Origin of the sequence: Salinibacterium sp. UTAS2018, assembly GCF_004118935.1 — a bacterium.
Taxonomy (GTDB): Bacteria; Actinomycetota; Actinomycetes; order Actinomycetales; family Microbacteriaceae; genus Rhodoglobus.
This window is the reverse complement of sequence record NZ_CP035375.1, coordinates 728,287-754,330: the sequence shown is the minus strand read 5'-3', so window position 1 is coordinate 754,330 and position 26,044 is coordinate 728,287. Positions and strand designations below refer to the sequence as shown.

24 protein-coding genes and 2 tRNA genes are annotated in these 26,044 nt (G+C 61.5%); 18 read left to right on the top strand and 8 right to left on the bottom strand.

All coding sequences use genetic code 11. The annotated features are described in order from the left end of the window. Positions 1 to 3: 3 nt before the first annotated feature. The 7 genes from ESZ53_RS03575 to ESZ53_RS03545 all read left to right on the top strand — a co-directional run bounded on the left by ESZ53_RS03575 (position 4) and on the right by ESZ53_RS03545 (position 5,199). Positions 4 to 825 carry an ABC transporter ATP-binding protein gene (locus ESZ53_RS03575; RefSeq protein ID WP_246837372.1) on the top strand — a complete coding sequence of 274 codons (822 nt, stop codon included), beginning with the start codon at positions 4 to 6 and terminating at the stop codon, positions 823 to 825. Beyond that, entirely contained in the window at positions 812 to 1,834 is a 1,023-nt protein-coding gene (locus ESZ53_RS03570) for a beta-propeller fold lactonase family protein (protein WP_246837371.1), read from the top strand. Before ESZ53_RS03575 ends, ESZ53_RS03570 begins: the two co-directional genes overlap by 14 nt. Before the next feature lie 51 nt (positions 1,835 to 1,885). Continuing rightward, positions 1,886 to 1,958, top strand: a tRNA-Asn gene (locus ESZ53_RS03565). Between the two features lie 214 nt (positions 1,959 to 2,172). Then, positions 2,173 to 3,477: a sensor histidine kinase gene (locus tag ESZ53_RS03560; protein WP_129071573.1), complete on the top strand. Its 1,305-nt coding sequence runs from the start codon at positions 2,173 to 2,175 to the stop codon at positions 3,475 to 3,477. Continuing rightward, positions 3,474 to 4,139 (top strand): response regulator transcription factor, encoded by a 666-nt coding sequence (locus tag ESZ53_RS03555; protein ID WP_129071572.1) that lies wholly within the window; start codon positions 3,474 to 3,476, stop codon positions 4,137 to 4,139. Before ESZ53_RS03560 ends, ESZ53_RS03555 begins: the two co-directional genes overlap by 4 nt. Further along, entirely contained in the window at positions 4,136 to 4,897 is a 762-nt protein-coding gene (locus ESZ53_RS03550; protein WP_371683545.1) for an AzlC family ABC transporter permease, read from the top strand. The genes ESZ53_RS03555 and ESZ53_RS03550 overlap by 4 nt, the downstream gene beginning before the upstream one ends. Beyond that, positions 4,894 to 5,199, top strand: a complete 306-nt coding sequence (locus ESZ53_RS03545; RefSeq protein ID WP_129071571.1) for an AzlD domain-containing protein — start codon at positions 4,894 to 4,896, stop codon at positions 5,197 to 5,199. The genes ESZ53_RS03550 and ESZ53_RS03545 overlap by 4 nt, the downstream gene beginning before the upstream one ends. Here ESZ53_RS03545 and def read toward each other — a convergent pair. Continuing rightward, positions 5,196 to 5,759, bottom strand: a complete 564-nt coding sequence (def, locus tag ESZ53_RS03540) for a peptide deformylase (RefSeq protein WP_129071570.1) — start codon at positions 5,757 to 5,759, stop codon at positions 5,196 to 5,198. The two genes, ESZ53_RS03545 and def, sit on opposite strands and share 4 nt — an antisense overlap. Positions 5,760 to 5,799: 40 nt before the next feature. Here def and ESZ53_RS03535 point away from each other — a divergent pair, with 40 nt between their 5' ends. Then, entirely contained in the window at positions 5,800 to 6,741 is a 942-nt protein-coding gene (locus tag ESZ53_RS03535) for a DMT family transporter (protein ID WP_129071569.1), read from the top strand. A 129-nt stretch (positions 6,742 to 6,870) separates the two neighbouring features. Further along, the gene (locus ESZ53_RS03530) at positions 6,871 to 8,115 is read left to right on the top strand and encodes a glycosyltransferase (protein WP_129071568.1); all 1,245 of its coding nucleotides are present in this window, start codon (positions 6,871 to 6,873) and stop codon (positions 8,113 to 8,115) included. A 56-nt stretch (positions 8,116 to 8,171) separates the two neighbouring features. On the opposite strand, the gene ESZ53_RS03525 is transcribed toward ESZ53_RS03530, so the two are convergent. Then, on the bottom strand, positions 8,172 to 8,714 hold the full coding sequence (locus ESZ53_RS03525) for a Dps family protein (protein WP_129071567.1): 543 nt from the start codon (positions 8,712 to 8,714) through the stop codon (positions 8,172 to 8,174). Positions 8,715 to 8,844: 130 nt separating this feature from the next. Between ESZ53_RS03525 and ESZ53_RS03520 the strand changes: the two genes are divergently transcribed. Continuing rightward, positions 8,845 to 8,918, top strand: a tRNA-Ile gene (locus ESZ53_RS03520). Positions 8,919 to 9,132: 214 nt separating this feature from the next. Here ESZ53_RS03520 and ESZ53_RS03515 read toward each other — a convergent pair. Both ESZ53_RS03515 and ESZ53_RS03510 read right to left on the bottom strand, forming a co-directional pair. Beyond that, positions 9,133 to 11,613: an OmpL47-type beta-barrel domain-containing protein gene (locus ESZ53_RS03515; protein ID WP_129071566.1), complete on the bottom strand. Its 2,481-nt coding sequence runs from the start codon at positions 11,611 to 11,613 to the stop codon at positions 9,133 to 9,135. Positions 11,614 to 11,896: 283 nt separating this feature from the next. After that, positions 11,897 to 12,574 carry an HAD family hydrolase gene (locus tag ESZ53_RS03510; RefSeq protein WP_129071565.1) on the bottom strand — a complete coding sequence of 226 codons (678 nt, stop codon included), beginning with the start codon at positions 12,572 to 12,574 and terminating at the stop codon, positions 11,897 to 11,899. Positions 12,575 to 12,594: 20 nt separating this feature from the next. On the opposite strand from ESZ53_RS03510, the gene ESZ53_RS03505 reads away from it, so the two are divergent. After that, complete coding sequence (locus tag ESZ53_RS03505) at positions 12,595 to 12,951, top strand: hypothetical protein (protein ID WP_129071564.1); 357 nt, start codon at positions 12,595 to 12,597, stop codon at positions 12,949 to 12,951. Positions 12,952 to 13,106: 155 nt separating this feature from the next. Here ESZ53_RS03505 and ESZ53_RS03500 read toward each other — a convergent pair whose 3' ends face one another. Then, positions 13,107 to 13,295, bottom strand: a complete 189-nt coding sequence (locus ESZ53_RS03500) for a PLDc N-terminal domain-containing protein (RefSeq protein WP_129071563.1) — start codon at positions 13,293 to 13,295, stop codon at positions 13,107 to 13,109. Positions 13,296 to 13,329: 34 nt separating this feature from the next. On the opposite strand from ESZ53_RS03500, the gene ESZ53_RS03495 reads away from it, so the two are divergent. Together ESZ53_RS03495 and ESZ53_RS03490 are read left to right on the top strand one after the other, a co-directional pair. Beyond that, on the top strand, positions 13,330 to 14,688 hold the full coding sequence (locus tag ESZ53_RS03495) for a CoA transferase (protein ID WP_129071562.1): 1,359 nt from the start codon (positions 13,330 to 13,332) through the stop codon (positions 14,686 to 14,688). Positions 14,689 to 14,786: 98 nt separating this feature from the next. Next, positions 14,787 to 15,614, top strand: a complete 828-nt coding sequence (locus tag ESZ53_RS03490; protein ID WP_129071561.1) for a DUF1684 domain-containing protein — start codon at positions 14,787 to 14,789, stop codon at positions 15,612 to 15,614. On the opposite strand, the gene ESZ53_RS03485 is transcribed toward ESZ53_RS03490, so the two are convergent. After that, positions 15,611 to 17,080: an XRE family transcriptional regulator gene (locus ESZ53_RS03485; protein WP_129071560.1), complete on the bottom strand. Its 1,470-nt coding sequence runs from the start codon at positions 17,078 to 17,080 to the stop codon at positions 15,611 to 15,613. The genes ESZ53_RS03490 and ESZ53_RS03485 overlap by 4 nt on opposite strands. Positions 17,081 to 17,222: 142 nt before the next feature. Between ESZ53_RS03485 and aceA the strand changes: the two genes are divergently transcribed. The 3 genes from aceA to ESZ53_RS03470 all read left to right on the top strand — a co-directional run bounded on the left by aceA (position 17,223) and on the right by ESZ53_RS03470 (position 22,034). Next, complete coding sequence (gene aceA, locus ESZ53_RS03480; protein WP_129071559.1) at positions 17,223 to 18,524, top strand: isocitrate lyase; 1,302 nt, start codon at positions 17,223 to 17,225, stop codon at positions 18,522 to 18,524. A gap of 81 nt (positions 18,525 to 18,605) precedes the next feature. After that, entirely contained in the window at positions 18,606 to 20,225 is a 1,620-nt protein-coding gene (gene aceB / locus ESZ53_RS03475) for a malate synthase A (protein ID WP_246837370.1), read from the top strand. Positions 20,226 to 20,351: 126 nt separating this feature from the next. Next, on the top strand, positions 20,352 to 22,034 hold the full coding sequence (locus ESZ53_RS03470) for a bifunctional 3'-5' exonuclease/DNA polymerase (RefSeq protein WP_129071558.1): 1,683 nt from the start codon (positions 20,352 to 20,354) through the stop codon (positions 22,032 to 22,034). A gap of 47 nt (positions 22,035 to 22,081) precedes the next feature. On the opposite strand, the gene ESZ53_RS03465 is transcribed toward ESZ53_RS03470, so the two are convergent. Beyond that, positions 22,082 to 22,777, bottom strand: a complete 696-nt coding sequence (locus ESZ53_RS03465) for a PadR family transcriptional regulator (RefSeq protein WP_231595169.1) — start codon at positions 22,775 to 22,777, stop codon at positions 22,082 to 22,084. A gap of 209 nt (positions 22,778 to 22,986) precedes the next feature. On the opposite strand from ESZ53_RS03465, the gene ESZ53_RS03460 reads away from it, so the two are divergent. Further along, positions 22,987 to 23,736: a hypothetical protein gene (locus tag ESZ53_RS03460; protein ID WP_246837369.1), complete on the top strand. Its 750-nt coding sequence runs from the start codon at positions 22,987 to 22,989 to the stop codon at positions 23,734 to 23,736. A gap of 21 nt (positions 23,737 to 23,757) precedes the next feature. Here ESZ53_RS03460 and ESZ53_RS03455 read toward each other — a convergent pair whose 3' ends face one another. Further along, positions 23,758 to 24,234: an Lrp/AsnC family transcriptional regulator gene (locus ESZ53_RS03455; RefSeq protein WP_231595170.1), complete on the bottom strand. Its 477-nt coding sequence runs from the start codon at positions 24,232 to 24,234 to the stop codon at positions 23,758 to 23,760. 245 nt (positions 24,235 to 24,479) lie between these two features. Between ESZ53_RS03455 and ESZ53_RS03450 the strand changes: the two genes are divergently transcribed. Continuing rightward, positions 24,480 to 26,042, top strand: coding sequence for an ABC transporter substrate-binding protein (locus ESZ53_RS03450; protein WP_129071555.1), 1,563 nt, complete (start codon positions 24,480 to 24,482; stop codon positions 26,040 to 26,042). Positions 26,043 to 26,044 lie beyond the last annotated feature (2 nt).

Sequence of the window (26,044 nt, the reverse complement as noted above, 5' to 3'; positions counted from 1 at the left end):
GAGGTGACTTCCACTTCTCCCACGGTGAGCGCCCGCGATCTTTCGCTGCGCTACCCGTCTCGCAACCCCGAAACACGCTCAGTCGCTGTGAATGGACTCAGTTTTGAGATCGGCGCGGGAGAAGTGCTGACTGTAGTTGGCGAGAGCGGCTCGGGTAAGAGCACTCTCGCCAAGGCAGTTGCGCTACACGCTGAGACCGGCGAGAACGGTTCGCCCCTGTTCAGCGGCGGTGAGCTGACGGTGTTGGGTACTGAGCTTCGCAACGTCAGTCGCCGCAAGCGCGACCGTCTCAGCCTGCGGGTTGGTTATTTGCCGCAGGATGCGGGCAATCGCCTCAATGGTCGGTTGACGGTCGGTGAAAACATCGCCGAACCTATTTTCGTTCGTGATCGACGCTTCAATCAGCGTGAGGCCGCCGAGGCGGTAGCGACGTTGATCGATACTGTTCGGCTCCCACTCTCGGTGATGAATCGGTATCCGTTCGAGCTCAGTAAAGGTCAGCGTCAACGAATAGCGATCGCACGTGCAATGATCCTCGAGCCGCAGCTGCTCGTCGCCGATGACCCCACGGCGGGCATCGACGTCAACGTGCGCGCCGCCATCCTCGATCTGATCGTTGACCTCCAAGCGCAACGGTCATTTTCCGCGATGTTGGTGACTGCGGACCTTGCCGCCGTTCGCCGGGTATCCACCAAGGTCGCGGTCATGCACCGTGGCATCCTCGTGGGCATCGGAGATTTGGATGCTGTTCTCGACGACCCCTGGCACCCCTATGTGAAGGGGCTCGCCGACTCACTTCTGGAGCTACACCGTGACAACACCTGACGTACCTGTTACCGCTTCTTCAACGTGGCTGGTCGGTGGCTTTGGCCCCGACATGGACTGCGAGTCTGAAGGTATCTCGGTCATGCGCAGCCGGGCGGATGGCTCTCTTGAGATGTCGCACTTGGCGGCGGCCATGCCCTCAGCATCCTTTCTGGTGGTCGATGGTGACAAGGTCTACTCCACTCTGGAGGGATCCGGGCAGGTTGCGGTTTTCGACCGCGACGGCGAAACGCTCAGCAACGTCACGATCGCTGCAAGCGGCGGGCAGTACCCCTGCCACATCACCGTCAGTGATAGCACCGTGATAGCGGCCAATTACGGCACGGGCACGCTGGGAGTCTTGGAAGCCCGGGGCAGTTCCGCAGCGCTCGAGACCCGGCAGGTCTTAGAAACTGCCGGCTTGGGGCCGCGGCCGCAGCAGGAAGGCCCGCACGCGCACTCCTCCGTGTTTGTGGATGACAACACGCTCTTGTCGCTCGATCTGGGCGCCGATCGCATCCGTATCTTTAGCTTCAATGACTTCGTGCTCGAACAGGTTGATGAGGTCGTCATGCCTCCCGGCTTTGGCCCGCGCGATATTGTCGCGCGTCCCGACAACCTGTTCTACGTGCTGGGGGAACTCGGATGCGGCTTCATGGTGTTCGAGTGGAGAGACCGCCGGCTTCACAAACTGTGCTCTATCGCGCTTCCCGGTGCGGTTGAAGGCGACCAAGCGTCCGCGATCGCAATTTCGGATGACGGCCGCCATGCCTACGTCGGCGTGCGTCACAGCAATGTGATCGCGATTCTTGCGATCGCTGACGACGGGCGAAGCGTCGCCCCGCTCACAGCGATCTCGTGCGAAGGAAATTGGCCTCGCCACATCATTCTGAGCGATGGGATCCTGCATGTGTGCAATCAATTTTCGAACGAAATCGCGAGTTTCAGAATCGATGACAACGGAATTCCTCAGTTAATTGCTGCCCCTACGCGGGTTCTGTCGCCGACATACCTCGCGCGAATCGCCTGATGGTTTTTGAACTGCGAAATCATTTGCTAAAGTAATTGAGTCGCACAGCGATCCTCGATAGCTCAATTGGCAGAGCAACGCACTGTTAATGCGTAGGTTCTTGGTTCAAGTCCAAGTCGAGGAGCAAGTCAGTCCCGGTCACTCAGGTGGCCGGGACTTTGCTTTTCCCTAGCAACGTTTCCCTGGCGACGTTTCCCTGGCGAGGTTTCCCTCGCGACGTTTCCCGACCTCGCAGTCTGCTGGCCTTGTAGGCGGCTGGCCTCGTACTCCGCCGGGAGTAGCGCCTACTGCGCCTCAAAGCCGACGCGGGCGCGCAGTGCGCCAACTACCATCGGAGAATGCCTTCGTCATCCCGTCGCTCGACACCGCGCGCTTCGAGTCGGATGCTCGACGGGCTTCTGAACGGCGCGGGCGTCACGGCGTCGCAGTCTCCACGGACGCGTCGCTTGCGACGGTGGATGCCCGTAGTTGTCTCGCTGCTGGTGCAAGTGCCGATCACGATTGCGGGCGTGATCTGGACGGGCGCCTACGCAGAGTACGGCGATGCGGCATCCGTGTTGCCGTTCAGCACTGTTCTGGAGCTGAGCAGCATCGGCCCGGGCGCGATCGCTGCCCTAGCACTCTCGGTTATCGGGCCGCTGTTGCTGCTGTGGATCCGCCAGTATCCCGGGCCGCTCATCGCGGTCATTTCTGCTTTGGCGGCGGCAGACTTTCTGATCGGTTACTCGGCGCTGTCTGCGCCTTACATGGCGCTCGCCTTCGCGATCGTTATCGCAATCTCGCACGGCGCCCGCACTTGGACGTGGGTCTCCATGATTGTGGTGTGGGAGGCGACGCTCTTGGCCGGGCTCGTTGTGGGCATCGACCTCGACTCTCATCGCGTTGTCGCGACGACCATTGGCCTGCTGCTGGTGCTGGCGTTTGCCGAGGTGAACCGGCGGCGGCGCGAGCAACTCGAGCATTTCCACATTGCTTTCCAGAGTCGCAGAGAAGAAGAACTGCGGGCCGAGCGCACCCGGATCGCCCGCGAATTGCACGACGTGTTGGCGCATTCGCTCAGCCAGATCAACGTGCAGGCCGGCGTCGGCCTTCACCTCATGCACAAGCAGCCCGAGCAGGCCGAAGAAGCACTCGCGAGCATCAAACGCTCGAGCAAAGAGGCTCTTGACGAAGTGCGGTCGCTGCTGGGGATGTTGCGTAACGACGGCACCGATTTAGGCGACGCGAGATCGGATGATGCTCCACTTGTTCCGGAACCTGATCTTTCGCGCCTCGTTAGTCTCGTCGATTCGGTGCGGGCCCAAGGACTCGCGGTGCATTTCAGTTCAGAAATCTCGGAGCAGACCGCTGCGGCAGTGCAATTGGCGCTCTATCGAATCGTTCAGGAATCCCTCACGAACGTCGTGCGGCATGCCTCGGCGACGACTGCCGTCGTGTCGTTAGCCGTCGAGGGCGATGACTATCTCGTTACTATTGCCGATGACGGTGTTGGTATCGACGCTGACGGTCACACGGAGGGTCGAGGGCTGGTGGGCATGCGGGAGCGAGCTGAACTCCTTGGTGGAACGTTAACGGTGCGCGAGAGCGCGCCGCGCGGCACAGTCGTAACGGCTCGAATCCCGCGCCGGTCGGCATCCGTATGATCCGCGTCGTAATTGCGGATGATCAACAGCTGATTCGTGCCGGCTTCAGCAGTCTTCTCAACGCCGAAGACGGCATCGAGGTGGTCGGCGAGGCGGCAACCGGCACCGAGGTCATTGAAGTGGTGCATCGGGAGCGTCCCGACGTTGTGCTGATGGACATCCGGATGCCGGAGGGCGATGGACTGTGGGCGACCGAACAGATCGCAACATTTCCTGAACTTGCTGATACGCGCATCGTGATTGTGACCACTTTTGAAGTGGACGAGTACGTCGCCCGCGCAATCCGCGCCGGAGCCAGCGGTTTTCTCGTGAAAGATACCGAGCCGGTAGAACTCATCCGGGCGGTTCGTATCGTCGCGTCGGGCGATGCCCTCTTGAGCCCGGGCGTCACAAAACGACTGCTCGAACGCTTTGCTCGTGGCTCTCACGTTGCGGTCGACGACTCCATCCTCTCGGCCATCACTGATCGAGAACGTGAAGTTTTGGCTCTCGTTGGCCAGGGTCTCACCAATTCAGAGATCGGCACCACCCTCTTTTTAAGCCCTCTTACGGCCAAGACTCACGTCTCTCGCATCATGTCGAAGTTGGCCGCCCGAGACCGCGTGCAGCTCGTGGTGATCGCTTATGAGACCGGGCTCGTGTCTCTGGGGCGAGCGGGGTGACGGGCAGCATTTTGCGTCGCGCCGACCGACCGGTTCGCTCTGCCGAAGTATCCGCGGCTATTCGTTCCAGTTTTGCGGTGGGTCTCGCTGTCGCTGCGTATGGGATCTCATTTGGCGCGTTGGCGGTAGCGGCGGGTCTGGATGTCTGGCAAGCGTGCGTGCTCAGCCTGCTGATGTTCTCCGGCGGTTCTCAATTTGCCCTCGTCGGCGTGCTCGCTACGGGGGGCGCGGCGGCGGGCGGTGCCGCTATCGCCAGTGCGGTGCTGTTGGGGGCGCGCAACTCGTTATACGCCCTGCGAGTGGCTCCGATGATCGGCCCCGGTGTTGCCAAACGACTATTGGCAGGGCACTGGACCATCGATGAAAGCACGGCCGTCTCCACGGCGCAACCCACTCTGGCGAGCCAGCGCGCCGGATTTTGGTGGACAGGCGCCATCATTTACGTCGGATGGAATCTGACAACACTCCTCGGGGCGCTCATCGGAGACCAGCTCGGGGATGTGAGCCAGTACGGATTGGACGCCGCAGCCGCCGCTGCGTTCCTCGGCCTCCTCTGGCCGCGGCTCAAGCAGCTGCAACCCATCGTGGTGGCGGTCGGCGCAGCAGCCGTTGCTGCTGTGCTCATGCCTGTTCTGCCGGCGGGGCTGCCCGTGCTCGCGGCGACGCTCGTTGCCGTGGCTGTGGGCCTCACGAACTGGCTGGGAACCCGCGAGAGTGACCTTGCCGAGGCTGAACCCGATCCGATGGGGGAGCGATGACTGTCTGGCACATCATTCTGATCGCGTCGATCGCGGTCCTCGCGCTAAAACTTGCGGGGTTCACTATTCCCGCGGTGTGGGCAGAGAAGCCCACGGTCGCGAGGCTTGCGAACCTGCTCACAGTCTCGCTGCTGGCAGCGCTCATCGTTGTGCAGTCGTTCGGTTCAGCTCGTGGTTTCGACGTGGATGCTCGGCTGCCTGCTGTCGCGGTTGCCGCCGTGCTCTTCGCGCTGCGGGTTCCGTTCATCGTCGTGATCATCGCGGCCGCGCTGGTGGCGGCTGGAATCCGCGCCCTAATCTAGGCGTCGAGCTGTTCCTCGGTGGGCAACCACGAGTGACCGGGCTGGCCCCACCCTTGCTTGCGGATCGCCTTCGCGGCGGCCTTGGCATCCGGGGCTTGTAAGCGGTCGGCGTAGAGCACGCCGTCGAGGTGGTCGTATTCATGCTGGAAGATGCGGGCGAGCCAGCCAGACGCCTCGATCTCAAACGGCTTCTGGTCGAGATCTAAGGCGCGCAGAATGACGCGTTCGGAACGGATCAGCGGGAATCGTTCGCCCGGGATGGAAAGGCAACCCTCTTCATCCGCTTCATCGATGTCGAGCAGGGGGAGAGGGCTTTGCCACAACTCAGGATTGATGGCGACGCCGCGCCAGAGTGTGTCGTTCTCGTCGGCCCAGTCGTAGACAAAGACGCGCAGCCCTACGCCTACCTGAGGGGCCGCAAGCCCAACGCCAGGTGCCTCTTCCATGGTCTCGAACATGTCGGCCACCAGGGTCGCGAGTTCGCTGTCGAAGGCCGTTACCGGATTCGCGGGAGAATGGAGCACCGGTTCGCCGGTGATGATGATGGGAAGAACGGCCATGTGCCCAGAATATCCCGAGTTAACGCAGTACATTTGACGGGTGCCGCCAGACATTCTTGACCTCACCGATCAGATCAGTCTGACCCCGCTTCAGGTCGCTGGAATTCCTCTTGCTCTGATCGGGGCGATTCTGCTGTCGCTCGGCGCACAATTTCAGCACCGCGGCGTTGCTCGCATGGAAGAGAAGCACGGCAGCGACGCGAACACGGGTCTTAACTTCTCTCAAATCAAGGCGCTGCTCGCTCGCCCCTCGTGGGTAATCGGCACAGCGTTTCTCGGCTTAGCGATCGTGTTTCAGCTCTCGAGCCTCGCTATCGCTCCCATCATGGTGGTGCAGCCGCTCGGCGCTGTTGCCCTCGTGATGACGGCCATCATGAACTCGCGCATCGCCAAGGTGCGGCTCGATGCGATCTCTATCCGCGCGATCGTCATGTGCGTTGCCGGCGTCGGCATTTTCGTCGGTATCGCAGCAATGTTCGCGAAATCTACGGTGGTGACACAGCGCGAGCTCTCGCTGGTGCTCATCATTTTGGCTGTCGTATTAACTGCCTGGATCGTTCTGTTTCTCGTTTTCCGCAAGAACGCCTCACCCATTTTCTACATTTTGGGTGCCGGAATGCTGTTCGGTTTCGTGGCTACGCTGGCGAAGGTCGTGATCGACCGTGTGAAGACGATCGTTATCTCCGGTTCGGGTTTCGAGAGTACTGACTTCTTGACGATCCTCTGTATCGTCGGGCTTATCGCCGCCTCGTTGCTCGGCTCGTACTTTGTTCAGACTGCATATGCCTCGGGCCCACCCGATCTCGTTGTTGCCGGACTCACCGTCGTCGATCCTCTCGTTGCCGTGACCGTCGGCATCCTGGTGTTGGGCGAAGCGGCGGATGCGCCACTCTGGGCGGTCATCGCGTTTGTGATTACTGGCGCCATCGCCATCTTTGGGGTGTTTTCGCTGTCGAAGCATCATCCGCAGATCAAGGCATAGCATTTCGCAGTCTGCGGCTCAGCGCCCCGTCGATACAGGCGCCGTGGGGTACCTTATTAGTTGCCGATGACCTGACCGGGTCGAAAACGGCTGGCTCATCGTGCATAACTGTTAAGGAAATCTTCGACTGTGACTTCCGCTGTGAAACGCTCGCCCCACGAGGGCAAACCGCGACTTCGCATCCTCATTGGCGCAGACACCTTCTGGCCGCAAATCAATGGTGCCGCCACTTTCATCGCACGACTCGCTGCCGGCCTCTCTGAACGAGGTCACGACGTGCACATCGTGGCGCCGTCGTACTCCAACAAGAAGTTGGGCACGATGATCGAGGAGCATGAAGGTCAGTCGATGACGCTCCACCGCCTCTATTCGTGGCGTTGGCTCGGTCACCCCTGGCTGCGTTTCATGATGCCGTGGCGTGTAAAACAGAACTCGGCCCGCATCCTCGACCAGGTGAAGCCCGACGTCATCCATTTTCAGTCGCACATCATTATTGGCCGCGGCATGACGATCGAAGGTGGCAAGCGGGGGATCCGTCTCGTGGGCACGAACCATTTCATGCCCGAGAATCTTCTCGATCACGCTTACATCATCCCCAAGTTCCTGCGCCGCAAGGCGATCCGTATGGGGTGGGAGGCCGCTGGGCGGTCATTCGCGCGGGCTGAAAGCGTCACGACCCCCACACGCCGTGCTGCCGAGTACCTTGAGGGCAATACGAAGGTGCGAAACGTCGTCGCGGTTTCGTGCGGCATCAACGCCGACGGCTACAACGGCAATCTTGAGCCCAAACCCGAGAACCTCATCGTGTTTTTGGGCAGGCTCTCTGACGAGAAACAGATCGACAAGCTGATTCGCGCCCTCGCGATTATGGACCCGGCGCTGAACGCCAAACTGGAGATCGTTGGCGGGGGAGAGCTGGAGGGCAAACTCCGTGCTCTCGCTCAGTCACTGGGTCTGCAGGACCGGGTCACGCTCACTGGTTTCGTCGAACAGGATCAACTCCGCGACGCTCTTCAGCGCGGATCGGTCTTTGCAATGCCGTCGATTGCCGAGCTGCAGAGTATCTCCACGATGGAGGCGATGGCATCGGGGCTGCCCGTGGTCGCAGCTAATGCGATGGCGCTGCCGCACCTTGTGCATGACGGCGAGAATGGGTTCCTCTTCGAGCCGGGCAATGTTGAAGACTTAGCGGCGAAGCTCACCCGAGTGCTCACGATGGCGCCGGATGAAGTTCTCAAGTTCAAGAAAGAGAGCTTAGAGATCGTTGCTGCGCACGATATCCAGCGCACTCTTGACACCTTCGAGAGCATGTATCGCGGCGAAATGGTTACGGATCCCGTTGCTTTAGGCAAAAAGAACGAGAGCGCCTCCTAACAGGAGACGCTCTCGCGGGAGCCACAGCAATCGGCTCGTAACTGCAGGCGTGGAGCCTACTTCTTTGCGGGGGTGCGGTTTTCGGCCGACACCATCCAGGCGTATTGTTCAAGTGTTTCGAGCACACCGTGAAGAAGATCGGCGCTCGTCGGGTCTTCTTCGTCAATGGGGTCGTGCAGTTCCCGGATAGTGGCGATGGTGCCCTCAAGCCGTTCGGTCAGCAGATCGATAGTGTCTGTCGTGCTGATCTCACCGGCGGGGAAGGCGGGGAGTGTCGTCGTCTCGGCGACCGTGTCGCTGCGTCCGTCCGGTGTGGCATGGAGCGCGCGCATCCGCTCGGCAATAGTGTCGCTGAACCCGCGCGTGGCATCAATGATCTCGTCGAGCACGAGGTGCGTATCGCGGAAGTTCTTGCCGACGACGTTCCAGTGCGCTTGCTTGCCTTGAAGTGAGAGTTCGATCAGGTCGACTAACACCTGTTGCATTTTGTCGGCAAGCCCCTTCGAGGCGGTGAAGCCCGACTCAGCATTTTGCTGTCGAGTCTTGCGAGCCCCCGACTTTGCCGGACTTGTGGTCTGCGCTTTCTGTGAATCAGTCATAACTTCATCGTAGAAGCGCAACATTAACGCTGGCTCAACGTTGCTTGGGAGAAAGCTGAACGGGCGGTCGTAGCGCCGATCACTCGGTTTTGCCGGTAACGTAGATACGCGCCCGCAGCAGTGTGGGCACGGGGCGGTAGCTCAGCTGGTTAGAGCAGCGGACTCATAATCCGTCGGTCATGGGTTCAAGTCCCATCCGCCCTACATCTCTCATCTCCCGTAGCCCTCGTCGAGCGCCACTGAGGACATGTCGCCGAGGAAACGCCAGCCAGGAAACGCCACTGAGGCCCGACCGCGGCATCCGTCATTCTGCGACGGCGTGCAACAGGTCGGGCCTCAGCGGGCATAGACGCTCACCCGGGCGATGGACGGGCTTGCCGCTCATTACTGCGCGACAGGCCCCGCCCGAAGCGAGCGACTAGCTCTCGATGGCGCGCTGAGGCGCGTCAGGGAGTGTTCGGCGCCGGCGCAGAACGAAGGCTGCGCCCAGCGTGAGGAGAAGCGCTGCCAGCGTAAGGTAGCCGCTGATGCTTGCCCCGGTGAATGCCAAGGCAGCGGCGTCGGTTCCGTCGGCGGCCTCGGCATCAGTCGTGCCGGTTCCGCTTCCGTTGCCGGGTTGCGTGACCTCGGATGCCGCAGCGATGGAGATTCGTTCAAGCTCTCCAATGTTGCCTGCCGCATCAATCGCGCGGTAGCTGACGACGGCGGCCTCGGCCCCGACCGTCAGCGGACCCTCGTACTCCGTGAACGCAACGCGGGCGGATGCGCTTGCCTCGGACATCACGAACTCGAGCCGTTCGATACCTGCCCCACCATCAGTTCCAGCGAGCGTCAGAGTGCGGGATTCCGCATCAAACTTCGCCGTAGCGGTTGGCGCGGTGGCGTCGATTGCGATCGTGCGGGACACCACCTCGGAGACATTGCCGGCGGCATCCGTTGCCCGCATCTCGAGTGGGTGGCGCCCGTCGCCCGTAATCTCGATGGGGCCGTCGTAGCGGCTCCAGGCCGCACCATCAAGCCTGAACTCGACGATGGGTGTGGAGTCGGCGGCGTCGGTGGCGTCTGCCGTGACGGTCACCGCGTCGGTGAACCACCCGGCAGCGTTCGGTTCAACTGCTCCGGTCGAGACCGACAACTTCGGGGCTACCCAGTCTTCTTGAAGGCCGGCTGCACGCTGGTGATCGGAATGCATGCCGAACGAGTCCGCGATGTGTGGCATCCAGCAGGCATCGTTGTGGCGACCTTCGGGGTAAACCTCCCACGTGTGAGCGATTCCCTTCTCTGTCAGCGCGGCATCCATGCTTCGTGCCGGAGTAGCGAAGCCGTAGTCGTCGAACTCGCAGACGTCAAAGTAGAAGTCGTAGGTGGAGAGAACTTCGGTCGACATCGCCTTGACGTCATTGATCGGTGAACGGGGTTGCGCATCGGGTCCGCCGGGAGCAGTGACGCCGACCTGACTGGGGGAGAGCCCAATCGCTCCGATGTGTGAGGCGAGCGAAGAGAACATCTCCGGGTACGCGAGGCCGATGGAGTAAGCACCAAAGCCGCCCATCGAGACGCCAGAAAGGCCGCGGAATTCTCGGCTGGCCAGAGTGCGGTATTCGGCGTCGACTTGTGGAATCAGCTCGTTGATGAACATGCTGCGCCAGGGCGTGCCATCGACGTGATCGGTGTACCAGAGGGATTCGCCGTCGGGCATGATCACGATCGACTCAGCAAGTCCACCGGTGGTGTACAGCTCGTCGAGCTTGGCGCCGAAATCGCGCGGTTCCCACTCACGGCTTCCGCCGTTGACTCCATGGAGAAGATAGACGACCGGAAATTCTCGGTTCGGTTCAGTGAAGTACGACGGCGGGAGGTACGTTACGTACTCCCGTCGGGCATCTTCAAGGTCAGAGTCGACAAAGTCGCGGAAGAATCGGGATTCGTTGCCAGCTTCAGTGAAGTTTTCGCGGTCGAAAGCCAAGAACTCCTGCGTGGTCGGTTCGAATTCGAACGCCACGCCGTCTTTGGTGCCCGTGATCGTGCGGTTGGTGTCAACGATCAGGCGACCATCGGACGACTCGATCACCTCCACCTCGCTGTCAGTGAGTGTGAGGGTGCCCGAATCGTTCAGCCAGTCGCGGATCTCGCTTGCACGGCGATCGAGGTCGCGACCGTTGTGCTCGTAGGAATCTGTCAAGGTCGCGAGATAGGCGTCGGCGTCACCGGCAGCGAGTGCGGTGCGCTGTTGAGCGAGGGTGGCGAGAACGCTGTCGGTGATGCTTGCTGAGGCTAAAGCGCCCGATATTCCGTGAACGTTTTCGCGTACTTGGTCTTTCGAATAGATGCCGACGGGGCCCTGGTACCAGCCGCCTCCGCCCGACATGTCGTAGACGCGCACGGCGAGAGTATTTTCAGCTCCGAAGCGTGGTGCAGTTGCCGGGATGGGGTACAGGCGCTGCTCAAACCATTGGCTTGATGCATTGGGCGGCATCGTTCCCGAGCCACCAATTTTTTCCCCGTTAAGGAACGCTTCATCGACGTCATCGATGAAGCCGAGCGAGGCAACAAGGTTGGCGCCTTGCGCATCGGCGGGGAGGGTGAACGTGAGTCGATACCATCCGAATCCGTCATAGTCGGCGAACTGCGGGGCGCCGTCAACCTCAGGTACTTGCAGGGTTGTCCAACCGCTGTCGTCGAAACCGGGGCTCGACCACGTGGGGTCATCTCCGGTAGAGAACTGCCAGTCTCCCGAAAGGTCGAGTTCCACTGAACTCGGCGCCGAAACTGCTGCCGGTCGAACGTCAGCGGCAATGGCCGGGGAGGCCGCCACCATGGTGGACAGCGTCAGTGTTGCAATGCCGATTATCGCGACGGCTGAGTGCCTCCGCGGTCGGGCGGGCTGCGTGATTTCCATGCGCTCCAACTTCGTCGTTGTGTGGGTGCTGTGTTTTCGATTCTCGTAAACCGACGCTCTGGGAGCGTGCACACACCGACGCGCAGTTCTGGTCCACTCAGAACGGCGAGCACGGGGGTGCTCGGCTGGCAAGCTCTGGGAGCGTTCCCAGAACAAACCAGAAAACCGTGTACAGCTATTTGCAGTCAGCGTATATCAGGATGTCGACGCATCGTCAGATTATATTTTCACGCGGACTCGTGCCGCTTGCACGTTTGCTTATGAGGTGAGCGGGCAGCGAGTTCTATTGAAAAGCTGAAGCCAGTTCATGGAAACTAGTTACTGAGGTCGTGGGTTTGAGAAAATGTTCGGGGTACGTTTTGTTGCCTCGGTTAACCCAGATAGCGAGAAGTCCCGCTGCGATGGCGCCATGAATATCCCACGGATGAACCGCCACCAGGTAAGCGGAAGCCGAGCTGACCTGCGTGCCGGTGCGCGTCAGAGCACTCTCGTAGGAGGCGCGCGCGGGCTTCCACGGGGAATGTCCCTCCACCGAGAGGAAGCCAGCCATGGCATCCGCAATTCCGGCGTCGGCGAGCATGCGCTCAGCGTTGTTCGCCGGTCCGTTCGACAGCGTAAAAAGTCGATGATCTTCTTGTTGTAACGCGCGGATGCCGGGGGCGACGTCGCTGTGCAGGCTCACGTTCGAGAACGCGGAGATCACGGCATCCACGGCATCATCGAGCGGAAGGCGCAGCGTGATGCTGCCGAGAGCGTCGCGAGCATTCGCTGTGGCGATAGCGAGAAAGCGTGCCTCGCTGCTGGTGGCCGTCAGAGCAAAGCCATCGCGCAGGATGCTGGCGAACCACGACGACGCGATTTCGCGGTTCGCGCCGACGGCGTCAAACGCATCGCCAACCGGCGTGAGGTCTGAGAGCGTTTCGTTGACGTCGAAGAAGATCGTGGCGGGATTGCTTGTCATCTCGAACCAGCTTTCTGATTGTGACCGCTGCTGCCGATCTGGAAGGAGCGGGCTCGAACGATGGCTTCTACGGTACGCGCAGTATCGAGCGCGTCGCTGCGATTCGAACTGGATGTGGCGCTTTAGCGCCCGCGCTTAGGCTCTTTCCTGACGCGGTAAAAAAGCCGGTCAGAGGTAAAGTGCTTTCCTCTGAGGAATGGGCTATGGTCAGGGTTAGCACGCCAACTGAGACAAGGGGAAGCGGAGTAATCATGGCTGGAAAATCGCCTAGAGGAAGCACCAAAAAAGAGGCCAAGCTGTCTATTAAAGACAAGCGGGCACACAAGCGGGCCAAGCTCGAAGACACCGGCTTCATCAAGCCGCGTAAGGGCCAGTAACGGCCCAACAATCGAACTCATCAGATTCCACACTCAGATGCGATGAGTTCAGCGTGGCGGCGCGCAGTCGCAGGCACGGAAATCCCGTGTCCCTTCAGTGCGCCTGCGCCGCCACGCACACTATCAAGTCGTAGGCGTCGCCGCCGGGAGCGTGCCTACTTGCGCACCTTGCCGCGACCGAAGATCAGCCACAGGATCGAGCCAAGAATGGACAAGAAGAAGGCGACCAAGATCCAGATGAGCTTGCCGAGCACTCCGTGGTTGTTGCTCTTGGCGATCGAGACCACGGTGATAATAAAGATAACGAGGCCGACGATGCCGAAGCTGAAGCTAATGGGTTCCATGGTCTAAATCTACCGGGCGTGGCACTATCAAGTTATGAGTTTGCTGGATGCTGCGTGGCAGTCACTGGGCGAAGATGCTGCCGCCCTCGCTTTGGTGCGCGAAAACGGTACTGCGGTGCCTCTTGCTGGGGTTCTCCCCACGGGCCGTTTCGTGCATGACGCGATCGCCGCGGCCTCGTTCTCTGCGTCTTTGTTGGCGGCCCGCCGTGTTGGCTGCGCGGTGCCCGCGGTTGAACTAAGCGCACTCAAAGTTGCAACTGCCGTCACGAGCGATCAGCATTTCCGCCACGATGGCGAGCCCGTTACGGCGTGGTCTGAGCTCTCCGGTTTCTGGCCGTGTAGCGATGGTTGGGTGCGCACGCACGCGAACTACCCGCACCATCGCGCAGCGCTGCTCACCGGGTTGGGGTTGCCCGCTGACACCGGCGCCGATGGATTCATGCTCGCCCTCCACACTATGGATGCCGCCGCCGTCGAAGAGGTGGTCACCGCAGCAGGGGGAGTTGCGACTGTGGTGCGCGCGCCAGAGGAGTGGGCAGAGCATCCGCAAGGCCGCGCGGTGGCCGAATTGCCGGTGATTGAGTTCACGTCACTGGGCGACACCGCGCCGTCTGATCTTGGCGAAACGACCATCGATGCGCCGCTGGCCGGGCTACGCGTGCTTGACCTCACTCGCGTGATTGCGGGCCCCGTCGCGGCTCGAACTTTGGGATTGTGGGGTGCCGACGTTCTGCGCATCGACAGCCCGCGGCATCCCGAAATCGACTGGCAGCACCGCGACACGGGAGCCGGAAAGCGCTCGGCTCTGCTCGATCTGGACGACGACGCCGATCGCGCCACGTTCGAGAAACTGCTCGAGACCGCGGATGTCGTGCTCACCGCCTACCGCCCCGGAACGTTAGATAAATTCGGACTTTCACCCGCGGCTCTCGCCGAGCGCCGCCCGGGAATCATCGTCGGCCGGCTCTCGGCGTGGGGAACAGTCGGACCGTGGGCAGAACGCCGTGGTTTCGACAGCATCGTTCAGGCGGCAACAGGAATCGCGCTCACCGAGGGAGAAGGTAAGGGATCGCCGGGAGCGCTCCCTGCTCAGGCTTTGGATCATGCGGCGGGTTACCTGTTGGCCGCTGCCGTTACCGCCGCCGTGCGTCGCCGCATCGATGCTGGGCACTCGTGGCTGGTGGAGGTATCGCTCGCGCGTGTCGCGACCGAGTTGTTGCAGCAGCGCCGTCCGCGCCATGCGCCTCGGGCAGCCGCCGGATTCACGCCCACGGTGGCGACGAACGACGGTGTCACGAGCGCAGTGCCGGCACCTGCGTATGCCGGCAGTCCCGGGCGTTTCAGCGCTCCCGCCGTGGCGTGGGGTTCGAGTGACGCGGCGTGGCGTTCTTAGGGAACTTCGCTGGCTAGATTTGCGACCCGATTGTGCTTTCCCGAAATAATCCCGTGTCGGCGGTGGTTGGCGTGATGGACTTCAACAAGGATGGACTTATGACTGACACTGCTGCACCCACACTCACGCCCGAAGCCAAGCTCGCTACTTTCCGCGAACGCCGCGACCAGGCGGTCGTGCAGCAGAACGGCAATTTGGCGCTCACCAACACGCAGTGGGTGGATGCGGAGCAGACCATTTGGGGTGTGCCTGGCACTTGGGCTCCCCACGAGGATGGGCTCACGGTCACCGCTACCGCCGACGACAACATCGTGGTCGACGGAACTCTCGTGGATGGCAGCGCCGTAGTTCGCAGCAAGAGCCACGAAAACCCGAGCGCGATCGTCTTTGGCGAGACCGTGACGGGCTTCGTCATCAAGGCTCCCGAGGGCAACCACGCACTTCGTGTCTGGGACACCAACTCGCCTGCCATCCAAGAATTCGGCACCATTGACGCGTACTCGTACAACCCCGACTGGGTCATTACTGCGGCGTTTACCCCCAACCCGGAAGGCACCACGCTCGGGTTCGAGCACCTCAAAGACAATGGCCAAGAGCGCGAGCAGCCGATTCCCGGCGACATTTCCTTCACGAAGGATGGCGTTGACTACAACCTCGCTGCGTTCAAGTCGGGCCGTGCCCTTCAGCTCGTATTCGCGGATGCCACCAGCGGCGTCGACACCTACAGCGTCGGCCGCTTCCTGTTCGTCGCCCCCAACCCTGACGGAACCATCGTTCTCGACTTCAACCTCGCGATCCTGCCCCCGTGCGCTTTTAGCTACAACTTCAACTGCCCCATGCCCCCGAAGCAGAACCGTTTCGCCGTCGCTATTGAAGCCGGCGAAAAGAACGTGCTGAAGAAGGATGGCTCGCTGCTGCACGACTAAGCGCTCGGCGAGTGCGACTCCAAGAACTCGAACACTTCGGTGGAGTCGACGCCGGGATACATTCCGGTGGGCATCGCGGCGAGCAGGGAACTGTTGAGCCGCGCGCTCGGGAGTGAATGTTGAGCCCAGCGCTCCGTGAGGTTGTCAGGCGCGCTGCGGCAGCATCGGTCATCTGGACACGTCGACACGGCACGATTCGTCGTGTCGCGACCGCGGAACCATTTTGCAGAGGCAAAGGGTGTTCCCAAGCTGATCGAGAATTCCCCGCGTCGCCCCGATTGAATGCGCGAGGTGCACCAATACGTGCCGCCCGGCTTGTCGGTGTACTGGTGGTACGGGCTGAAGCGATCGTCGACGTCGAAGACCTGGCGCGCACTCCACTGACGGCATACGATCTGCCCCTCAATCGCTCCGAGGGCATCGGTCGGGAACGCCGCGTTGTCGTTCTCGTAGGCCTTGGAAATCGTGCCGCCCTCGTGCACCTTCAAGAAATGCACGGGCACGCCCAAGTGCTCGGTCGCGAGGTTAGTGAAGCGATGGGCGGCTGTCTCGTAAGGAACGGCGAAAGCATCGCGCAGATCTTCGACCGATAACTCCCGTTTCGCCTTGGCGGCGGTCAAGAACTCCACGGCCGTTTTCTCGGGGATCAGGAGCGCGGCCGCGAGATAGTTGGTCTCTACGCGCTGGTACAGAAACTCGGAATAGTCGGCGGGTTCGCGGATGCCCAGCACATGTCCCGCGAGAGCCTGCAGCAGAGTCGACCTCGGGTCGGTACTCTCGGCCTGCGTTACCGGCAAATAGATGCGGCCGTGGCGTAGGTCCGTCACGCTGCGAGTGGATGCCGGAAGATCGGGCACGTAGTGCAGCGAGAACCCGAGGTGCGAGGCCAGGTCGGAGGCGACACGCTGCGAGAGCGGGCCACCTGTGTGGCCAACGGCATCCAGAAGCTCGGTGGCTTTCGATTCGAGCTCGCCGAAGTAGTTGTTGCGCTTGCGCATCACTCGCCGTAGTTCGGTGTTGGCGCGGCGGGCTTCTTCGGGGGTCGCTGCGCGTTCGCGATGTAGTCGTTGCAGTTCGTCGTGGAGGCCGAGCACGGTCTCAATAGCTTCGTCGCTGAGTGTCTTGCGGATGGGCAATTCGGGAAGCGTCAGTGAGGCGTAGAGCGGGCCGCGCTGAGCACGCTCGAGGGCGATTTCCAGAGCCGCGCGCCGCGACGGCGGCTCGGCATTGAGTAAGTCATCCACCGTCACGTCAAAGATGCGGGCGAGTTTCTGCAGCTCGCTGAGCTTGAGTTCGCGCTTGCCATTCTCGATGACGGAGACCTGAGAGGCCGCTCGATTCAAGGCAGCGCCGAGGTCATCGAGGGTGAGACCGCGATCGGTGCGGAGCTGGCGGATGCGCCGGCCAATGGTGAGGGAATCGATCATGTCCTCATCGTCTGCCTGCGCGAGCGTGCGTGGGGTCATCTCAGCGTCCTCCTTGACGGTCTTCTGCGGAAAAACAGAAGAATGCAAAGAATTCTGCCGCAAAACTCGGTTAAGAACCAGTGCTGAGGCCGCAGAGTCGAAGAAACGCACCACCGACCACTACCTGACGAAGGAGCCAGCAATGTCGCACAACCGCCCCGGTGACCAGATCCAAACCGCAGCCGAGCTTGAGACCGAGTGGAAAACAGCTGCCCGCTGGAACGGAATCGAACGCGATTTCAGCGCCGAAGACGTCATTGCCCTTCGCGGAAGTGTTCGGGAGGATCGCACCCTTGCCCGTCGCGGAGCCGAGAATCTCTGGAAGCTTCTGCAGCGCGACAACACCGAGTGGGTCGCCGCGCTCGGAGCACTCACCGGCAACCAGGCCGTGCAGCAAGTGCGTGCCGGCCTCGAAGCGATTTACCTCAGCGGCTGGCAAGTCGCCGCCGACGCGAACCTCTCGGGTCAGACCTACCCCGACCAGAGCCTTTATCCGGCCAACAGCGTTCCGGCCGTGGTTCGCCGCATCAACAACGCGCTCCTTCGGGCAGACCAGATTGAGACCGCCGAAGACGGTGCTCCCCGCACCGACTGGATGGCGCCGATTGTGGCCGATGCGGAAGCCGGCTTTGGTGGGCCTCTGAACTCCTACGAGCTCATGTCATCCATGATCGAAGCCGGCGCTGCCGGCGTTCACTGGGAAGACCAATTGGCGTCGGAGAAGAAGTGCGGTCACATGGGCGGCAAGGTTCTCATCCCGACCTCGCAGCACATCCGCACCCTCAACGCGGCTCGACTCGCTGCCGACGTTGCGGGCGTCTCGAGCATCATCATCGCGCGCACCGACTCGCTCGCCGCCGACCTCATCACGAACGATGTGGATGATCGCGACAAGCCGTTCTTGACGGGTGAGCGCACGAGTGACGGCTTTTACCGCACCACTCCGGGCATCGAAACGGTGCTCAGTCGCGGCCACGCTTATGCGCCGTACGCTGATCTGCTCTGGGTGGAGAGCGCGAAGCCCGATCTCGAGTTGGCGCGAACCTTTGCGGAGAGCATCCACAAAGAATTCCCCGGCAAGAAGCTCGCCTACAACTGCTCGCCGTCGTTTAACTGGAAGCGTCACCTCGACGACGCTCAGATTGCGAGCTTCCAGCGCGAGTTGGCAGCCATGGGCTACGCCTTCCAATTCATCACCCTTGCAGGGTTCCACGCCCTCAACCACTCGATGTACACCCTGGCTCGGGGCTACAGCGAGCGGCACATGAGCGCCTATGTGGAACTGCAAGAAGCAGAGTTCGCGTCTGAAGCAGACGGCTACACGGCCACACGCCACCAGCGTGAGGTCGGCACGGGGTATTTCGATCGCATCGCGACCGCTCTCAACCCCACCAGTGAAACCCTCGCCCTGGTCGGAAGCACCGAAACAGCGCAGTTTCACTAAACCCTCTGGCGCCCTCGTCCCACGCGAGGGCGCCAACCCCTCGACAACTCAGACCACTTCATCCACGTTAAAGGACATCTCATGACCACGCACAGAATGGAACCGCTCGCTGATTCGCATGACCGATCAAGCGAGATTCTCACCCCTGAAGCACTCCACTTTCTGACTCGACTCCACGACCAGTTCGCGGGTCGTCGTCACGACCGCCTCGCGGCTCGGATGGAGTCGCGCAAGCACATCACCAACGGCCGTAACCTGCGATTCTTGCCGGAAACAGCCGCGATTCGCGAAGACGATAGCTGGCGCGTTGCGGGTGCCGGCCCCGGCCTCCATGACCGCCGCGTCGAGATCACTGGCCCCACCGATCGCAAGATGACGATCAACGCCATGAACTCGGGTGCCAAGGTGTGGCTCGCTGACCAAGAGGACGCGACGAGCCCGACGTGGCACAACGTGATTGGTGGTCAGGTGAACCTGCGCGACGCGATCCGCCGCCAGATCGATTTCACCACCGAGGAGGGGAAGACCTACGCTCTCGGCGAGGAGACACCCACGATCGTGATGCGACCGCGCGGGTGGCACCTGGTAGAGAAGCACCTGCGGTACACCGACCGGGCGGGGCAGCGCACTCCGGCATCCGGCTCGCTCGTTGACTTCGGGCTGTACATATTCCATAACGCGCACGAACTGATTGAGCGCGGCAGCGGCCCGTACTTTTACATTGCCAAGATCGAGAACCATCTCGAAGCGCGGTTGTGGGATGACGTGTTCACGTTCGCCGAGAACGCTCTGAACATTCCCCACGGAACGATTCGTGCGACCGTGCTGATCGAGACGATTCCGGCCGCTTTCGAGATGGACGAGATTCTGTATGAGCTGCGCGAACACTGCGCGGGCCTCAACGCGGGCCGCTGGGATTACATCTTCTCGATCATCAAGAACTTCCGTGGCCGCGGCGCCAGCTTCGTGCTTCCTGACCGCGCCGCAATCACGATGACGGTGCCGTTCATGCGGGCCTACACCGAGCTGCTCGTTGCAACCTGCCACAAGCGGGGTGCACATGCCATCGGCGGCATGAGCGCGTTCATCCCGAACCGTCGCGACCCCGAAGTGACCGCTCGTGCCCTCGATGCGGTGACGCGCGACAAGCGTCGCGAAGCCACCGACGGCTTCGACGGCACGTGGGTCGCGCATCCGGATCTCATCCCGACCGCTCGGGCCGAATTCGACGCGGTACTGGGGGATCGCCCTAACCAGGTTGACCGCCTTCGCGACGATGTTCACGTGACGGCGGAGCACCTGCTCGACCTGCGCATTGACGGTGCGGTAACGGATGCCGGAGTGCGTTCCAACGTCTCCATTGCGCTGCGCTACATCGAGAGCTGGTTGCGCGGAGTTGGCGCGGCGGCGATCGACAACCTCATGGAGGACGCCGCGACCGCAGAGATTAGCCGCAGCCAACTGTGGCAGTGGATGCACCAGCATGTTGTCACGGCGGAAGGTACGCCCATCACGCACCGCAGCATCGAGGAGGAGCTCGCCCACGTGTTCTCCACGATTGAGCGCACGCCCGGCGATCGCTTCGATGAGGCCGCTGCGGTCTTCCGCGAAGTGACGCTGGAGGAAGAGTTCCCCACCTTCCTCACCCTCAGCGCGTACAGCAGCTACCTCGTCGAACAGCCCCGCGAGAACGCTGCCTGACAGCTCCACGGGCTAGCCGATACTCGCTCTAACGTGCTCAATGATGATCACGAAGAGCGCGGCTAGCCCGTGACTCGCGCGGGCAGCTAGGCGGCCGCTGTCGGCGCAGCACGGCAGACTAGTGCTGTGTACCTCGTGCTCGCGACTAGCGGCCGCACCCTCACCGCCACACGAGTGGATGCTGCGGGCGCGGTTCTCGGCGAACTCGCTGTCGATAATCTGGTTGCCTTTGTCGCGCAGACGCAGGCTGAGGAGCCCACGATTCGTTGGGTCTGGCACGACACCGCAGCGTGGTATCCGGAGTTGCTCGAGGCGCGCGTGCGGGTCAACCGCTGCTTCGATCTGCGCTTGTGCCACACGATTCTGCGCAATTCGGTCTTCACCCGAGAGTCGGCGTTAGCTCAGGCGCGCGCGAGCGGCTGGGACGCCCTCGCTCAGGCGGGTCACGCGGCACCGCTAGACCCTCTCAGGCCGCAGCACTCAACGCTGTTTGATTTCGACGACGATGCTGACGCCGTGGCCGACGGCGACCTCGACGTGCTAACTGAATTTCTTCGCCAGCTGGAGGCGGTGGCAACGTCGCCGGAGGCTGGGCGGTTGCAGCGACTGCTCTCCGCCGAGTCCGCTGGCGCGCTTATCGCTGCCGAGATGCGCTTCGCCGGCTTGCCCTGGAGCGCGCAGGCCCATGACGAGATCCTCACCGAGATGCTGGGGCCACGCCCGAGCGTCGAGGGCGAAAGGCCGGCAAAGCTGCAAACACTCGTCGATGAGATCCGGCTGCAGCTCGACTCTCCGCGATTGGCGCCCGAGTCGCCCGCCGAACTCTTGCGGGCGTTGAGCGTCGCAGGCATTCAAGCGACCACAACTCGGTCGTGGGAACTCAAGCAGCTCAAGCATCCGGTTATCGCCCCATTGCTCGAATTCAAAAAGCTTCAACGCCTCATGACGGCGAATGGATGGTCGTGGCTCGATGCTTGGGTTGTCGACGGTCGTTTTCGTCCCGATTACGTCCCCGGCGGGGTGGTAACCGGGCGCTGGGCAACGAGCGGCGGTGGCGCGCTGCAGCTTCCGCACCTGATTCGCGGTGCGGTCCGGGCTGATCCGGGCTGGAAGTTTGTTGTCGCGGATGCCTCGCAACTAGAGCCGCGCATCCTCGCAGCGATGGCTGGTGACCGCGGAATGGTCGCGGCCGGAGCATCCGGGGATCTCTACGAAGGCATCGTGGCGAGCGGCGCCGTCGACACGCGCGCTCACGCGAAGCTCGCCATGCTCGGCGCAATGTATGGTGCAACGTCGGGGGAGAGCGGCCGACTGATGCCCCGGCTCGCCCGGGCCTACCCGCAAGCGATTGCGCTCGTGGAACAGGCGGCGCGAGCCGGTGAACGCGGGGAAGTGGTGAGCACCCAACTCGGGCGCAGTTCGCCCCCGGGTACCCACGCCGCGACCTATGACGATTCGCAATCTCCCGCGCAGCGCGCGGTGTCGCAAGAACGCGGGCGCTCGTGGGGCCGCTTCACGCGCAACTTCATTGTTCAAGGCACGGCGGCCGAATGGGCCCTGTGCTGGATGGCGAGCATCCGCAATCGACTAGGCCAACTCTCGGAGGGCGCCTGGCTCACCGACGCGCCCCACCTCGTGTTCTTCTTGCATGACGAGGTCGTGGTGCACGTGCCGGCAGAGCTCGCCGACCGCGTTGCAGAACATGTGACGGCGGCAGCAGCGGATGCCGGGCGGCTCGTGTTCGGCGACATCCCAGTCACGTTCCCGCTCACCACTGCGATCGTCGACCGCTACGATCACGCTAAATAGACCGGTATTCGACAGATACTCCCGAGCCGCCGGGCCAAGCACACCGTTTATTTATCCACGGACGTTTCGGTGTTCCCGGAGGGCCGCCCGCGTTTCGGTTGGCTGGGATTCAAGGGAAAAGGGTCGGCGAAGCCGTGTGATTGAGCGGTGGTGAGCGCCGCGTCTAAGTGATCGAGCCAGAGCAGCTCCGCTTCGGCGTGCGCGCGCAGCGAGTCGGTGACGAGTTGTTCCGCGAACTGGCGCGCGTTCCGGGCTTCGTCGCGCACCTCCGCTGTGAGCGAGAGTTCGTCGATTGCGCCACGAGTCGCTCGGCGCTGATGCGCGATCACGGCGTGAGCGTCGACTCCGGGAAGCGTGACCGCGATCGCGAGCTTGACCGCTAACTCATCGCGACTGGTCGCATAGCTGTCGATGGGGGTCGCAAGCCACTGTTGTGCTTCATGCCTGCCGGCATCCGTAATTGTGTAGTAGGTCTGCTGTGAAGAGTCAGCAGCCAGCGCGGTCGGTGCGCCGGTTTTCACCACAAGATCATCGCGCACAAGGCGATCGAGCGTGTTGTAAATCTGACCGACGTTGAGCGGCCACGTTGAGCCGGTGCGCTGGTCAAATTCTGTGCGCAGCTGATAGCCATAGCACGGCCCCTGAACCAAGATTGAGAGCAAACTGTGGCGGACCGACATGCCAGACCTTCCGAGTAAATCAATACCGAGTATGTAGTAATCGACCTTAGCGAGGGAGTGCATGCTCGCCCGCTACCGCTCGGAGTGTCGAATTCTCTAGGTCGTGCAACTGCAACCGTGCCCGTGTAGCGCGTATTTTCAGGATGGATGAATAGGCTCGAACGTGGGGCCTCCGCAACTAAATGTCTTTCACTCGTCGATGACCGCTGGATGAACTGGACTCTTGGCGGTCGATTTCGTGCAGCCAACCGGAGAGCCTCATACTCATCTGCGTGAGTGATGCACCTGTAGGAGCCGCAGCGGCCCAGCCTGTCCCCGAGTCAATCCACGATTTTGAATTCATCTTGAAATCGTCATCGGGCAGCGCTGTCTCGGCAAGCGCCCCCACGCGCTTCCGGTATCACCAAGAGGGCCAAATGATTTGGGGCGAGTACTACGGAGACACGGTCGCTCTCGGTCGTTTCGTCGGGCGCCGTGATGATGATGTGGTGTCAATTCGCTTTGCGCACCGCATTGCCGCGAGTGAAGACATTATTCTCGGCTCGGCTTCGAGCACTATCCGTTGGAACGACGATGGCAAGCTCGAACTCTACGAAGAGTTCGAGAAGAACGGCGAAGCGCACGTGAGCGTGTGCGTCGAGACTGATCGGCGTGGCGCGTGGCCCGAGCTCGATCCAGCGCAGCGCAGCACACCCCGGCTTGACGGCACCACATTCATCCTCGAGGAATCAACGGCGAGCACGGTCAGCGCTCAGCCCACGCAGTTCGAGTTCGACGAGAACTCGGGCATCGTGTGGGGCTTCTACTTTGGCGACACGGTTACGGCAGGCCGCTGCGTCGGTCGCTACCGCGACGGCGTGCTCGATGAGTTCTTCGTGCACCACGTCATCGCGAGTGACGCCACCCTCTTGGGCGATAGCAGCACCACGCTCGGTTCGCGCCCCGATGGCCGCCTTGAGCTCATCGAGGAGTTCGTGCTCGATGGTGTTCCGGGAAAAAGTGTCTGCGTTCAAGTCGTCTAGCGCGCCTGGGCGACTAGCTGACTAGCTGTTCAGCCCTGCCCGTCCGGGGTCTGCCCGGGTGAACCGGGTCAGGCCCAGTTGCGCTGGTTCTTGCGGGCGCTCGGGCAAATCTGAGGGCAGCAGGTAGGGGCGTTGAAAGACTTCGTCGAGCACGAGAACGGTCTCGAGCGATTTCACTTCGGGCAGCACCGAGAGCACTCCGACAATGAAGTCGTGAATGGCGCCCACCTCGTGACCGCGGATCAACAGCATCGCGTCATGTTCACCGGTGGTGATGCGGCAGGATTCGATCTCGGTCATGTTCGTGATGCGGTCGCGAAAGCTCGTCCACGTTTGCGGATGCACGGAGAGAAATACGAGCGCGCAGATACCGAGCCCGGCTTTGGCGGGGTCGATCTGAGCGCTGAAGCCTGTGATCACGCCGTCAGACATCAGCTGTTCTACCCGCGTATACACGTTCGCTCGCGAGACATTTACCTTCTCGGCAAGAGCTGACATTGATATTCGTCCGTTATAGCGGAGCTCGCTCAATATCTTCAGGTTGATCTCGTCCAATTCAGAGGGTGATTGTCCAGTACTGGAAGAACCGTTGGTGGCTTTGCTGGACATATTGTGTGAAATCTCCCTCATGTTTATCTCATGGTCTGAACGATCGCGCCTTTGATTGGACAGACTAGCGGGATTTGTGGGAATCTCAAGCACAGCCGTCCAGAGGCTGATCTACAACCACCAAGGAGTTCCCTTTGCGCACTAAGTTCCGCTACGTAGCGGCCGCGTTCGGATTGACTGCATCACTGGCTCTCGCCGGTTGCGCTGCAGCAGCACCCGAAGTAAGCGACAGCATCGTCATCGACACCGCTTTTACGCTGGAGACGAGTGACCCGGGTCGTAACTACGTTCCCACCGGGTACATGGTGTCGAAGGCGCTCTACGAAACTCTCCTCGACTTCGCCGGTTCCGATGAGTCAACCCCGGTCGACGGTCTCGCGACCTACGAGTCGAACGACGATGCAACGGTATTCACCTTCACGCTCAAAGACGGTCGCGTCTTCTCCGACGGTTCAGCAATCACCGCTGACGACGTTGTCTTCTCGCTCAACCGCGTCGCCGGAATGACCGAGAGCAAAGCCAACTTCTTGATGAACGGCATTACCGTCACCAAGGTCGACGACATGACCGTTGAGCTCAGCACGGAAACCCCGTCGCTCAAGCTCCCCGCCCTCATGACGAACCCGTCGCTCGCCATCCTGAACTCCGCTCTCGTCATCGAAAATGGCGGAACAACGGATGACTCGGATGCTGCTGAAGCATTCTTGAACGAGACGTCGGCTGGTTCCGGTCCGTACATCCTCGACACAGTGAACTTCGAGTCGCAGGTTGTTCTCACCGAGAACGAAAACTACAACGGTGACGAAGACATCGACTTCACTCGTGTTGTCATCCGCAACGTCTCTGAGGCTGCAACGCAGAAGATCAACCTTGAGGGCAACGACTCCCAGGTAGCCGTTGACCTCAGCGGTGACCAGGTCGCTAGCTTGAGCGATGGCATCAACGTGTTCTCGACTCCGTCGGCACAGACCATCTTCCTGCTCATCAACCAGAGCGAAGAAGTGGGTGGCATGACCGCCAACCCCGACTTCGCTAACGCCGTTCGTTACGCTCTCGACTACCCGGCGCTCCTCGAGCTTGCTGGTGCAGGTTCCGAGCAGGCCACCGGCGTTATCCCGCCGTCGTTCCTCGGCGCGTTGGAGAACGGTGTTGAGCAGGACCTCGACGTTGCGGCTGCCTCGCTTGAAGCATCCGGTTACGACGGGGAGAGCATCACGCTCGAATACCCGAACGACTACCCGGTTGGTGGCGTGAGCTTCACCCCGCTAGCCGAGCGTATCCAGTCGCAGCTTGCGGATGCCGGAATCACCATCGAGCTCGCTCCGGCCCCGTTCACCACGCAGATTGACAGCTACGTCAACGGAACCGAAGCCTTCAGCATCTGGTTCTGGGGCCCCGACTACGCCGACTCCGCCAACTTCTTGCCGTTCTCGGCTGGACAGAAGGTTGGACTGCGCGCCGGTTGGACCGCCGAGCAGGACGCCGATGTAGTGAACCTCGCCGCAGCGGCAGAGAACGCCACGAACTTCGACGAGCGTGAGACTGCCTTCAGCAACTTCGCTGAAGCCCTGCAGCAGCGTGGCCCGTTCGTTCCGTTGATCGTTCCCGGCTCGAACATTGCGACCGCCTCGTACATTGATGGAGTTGCCTACAACTCCACCTGGACGATGGACATCGCTGAACTGCAAGCTAAGTAAAA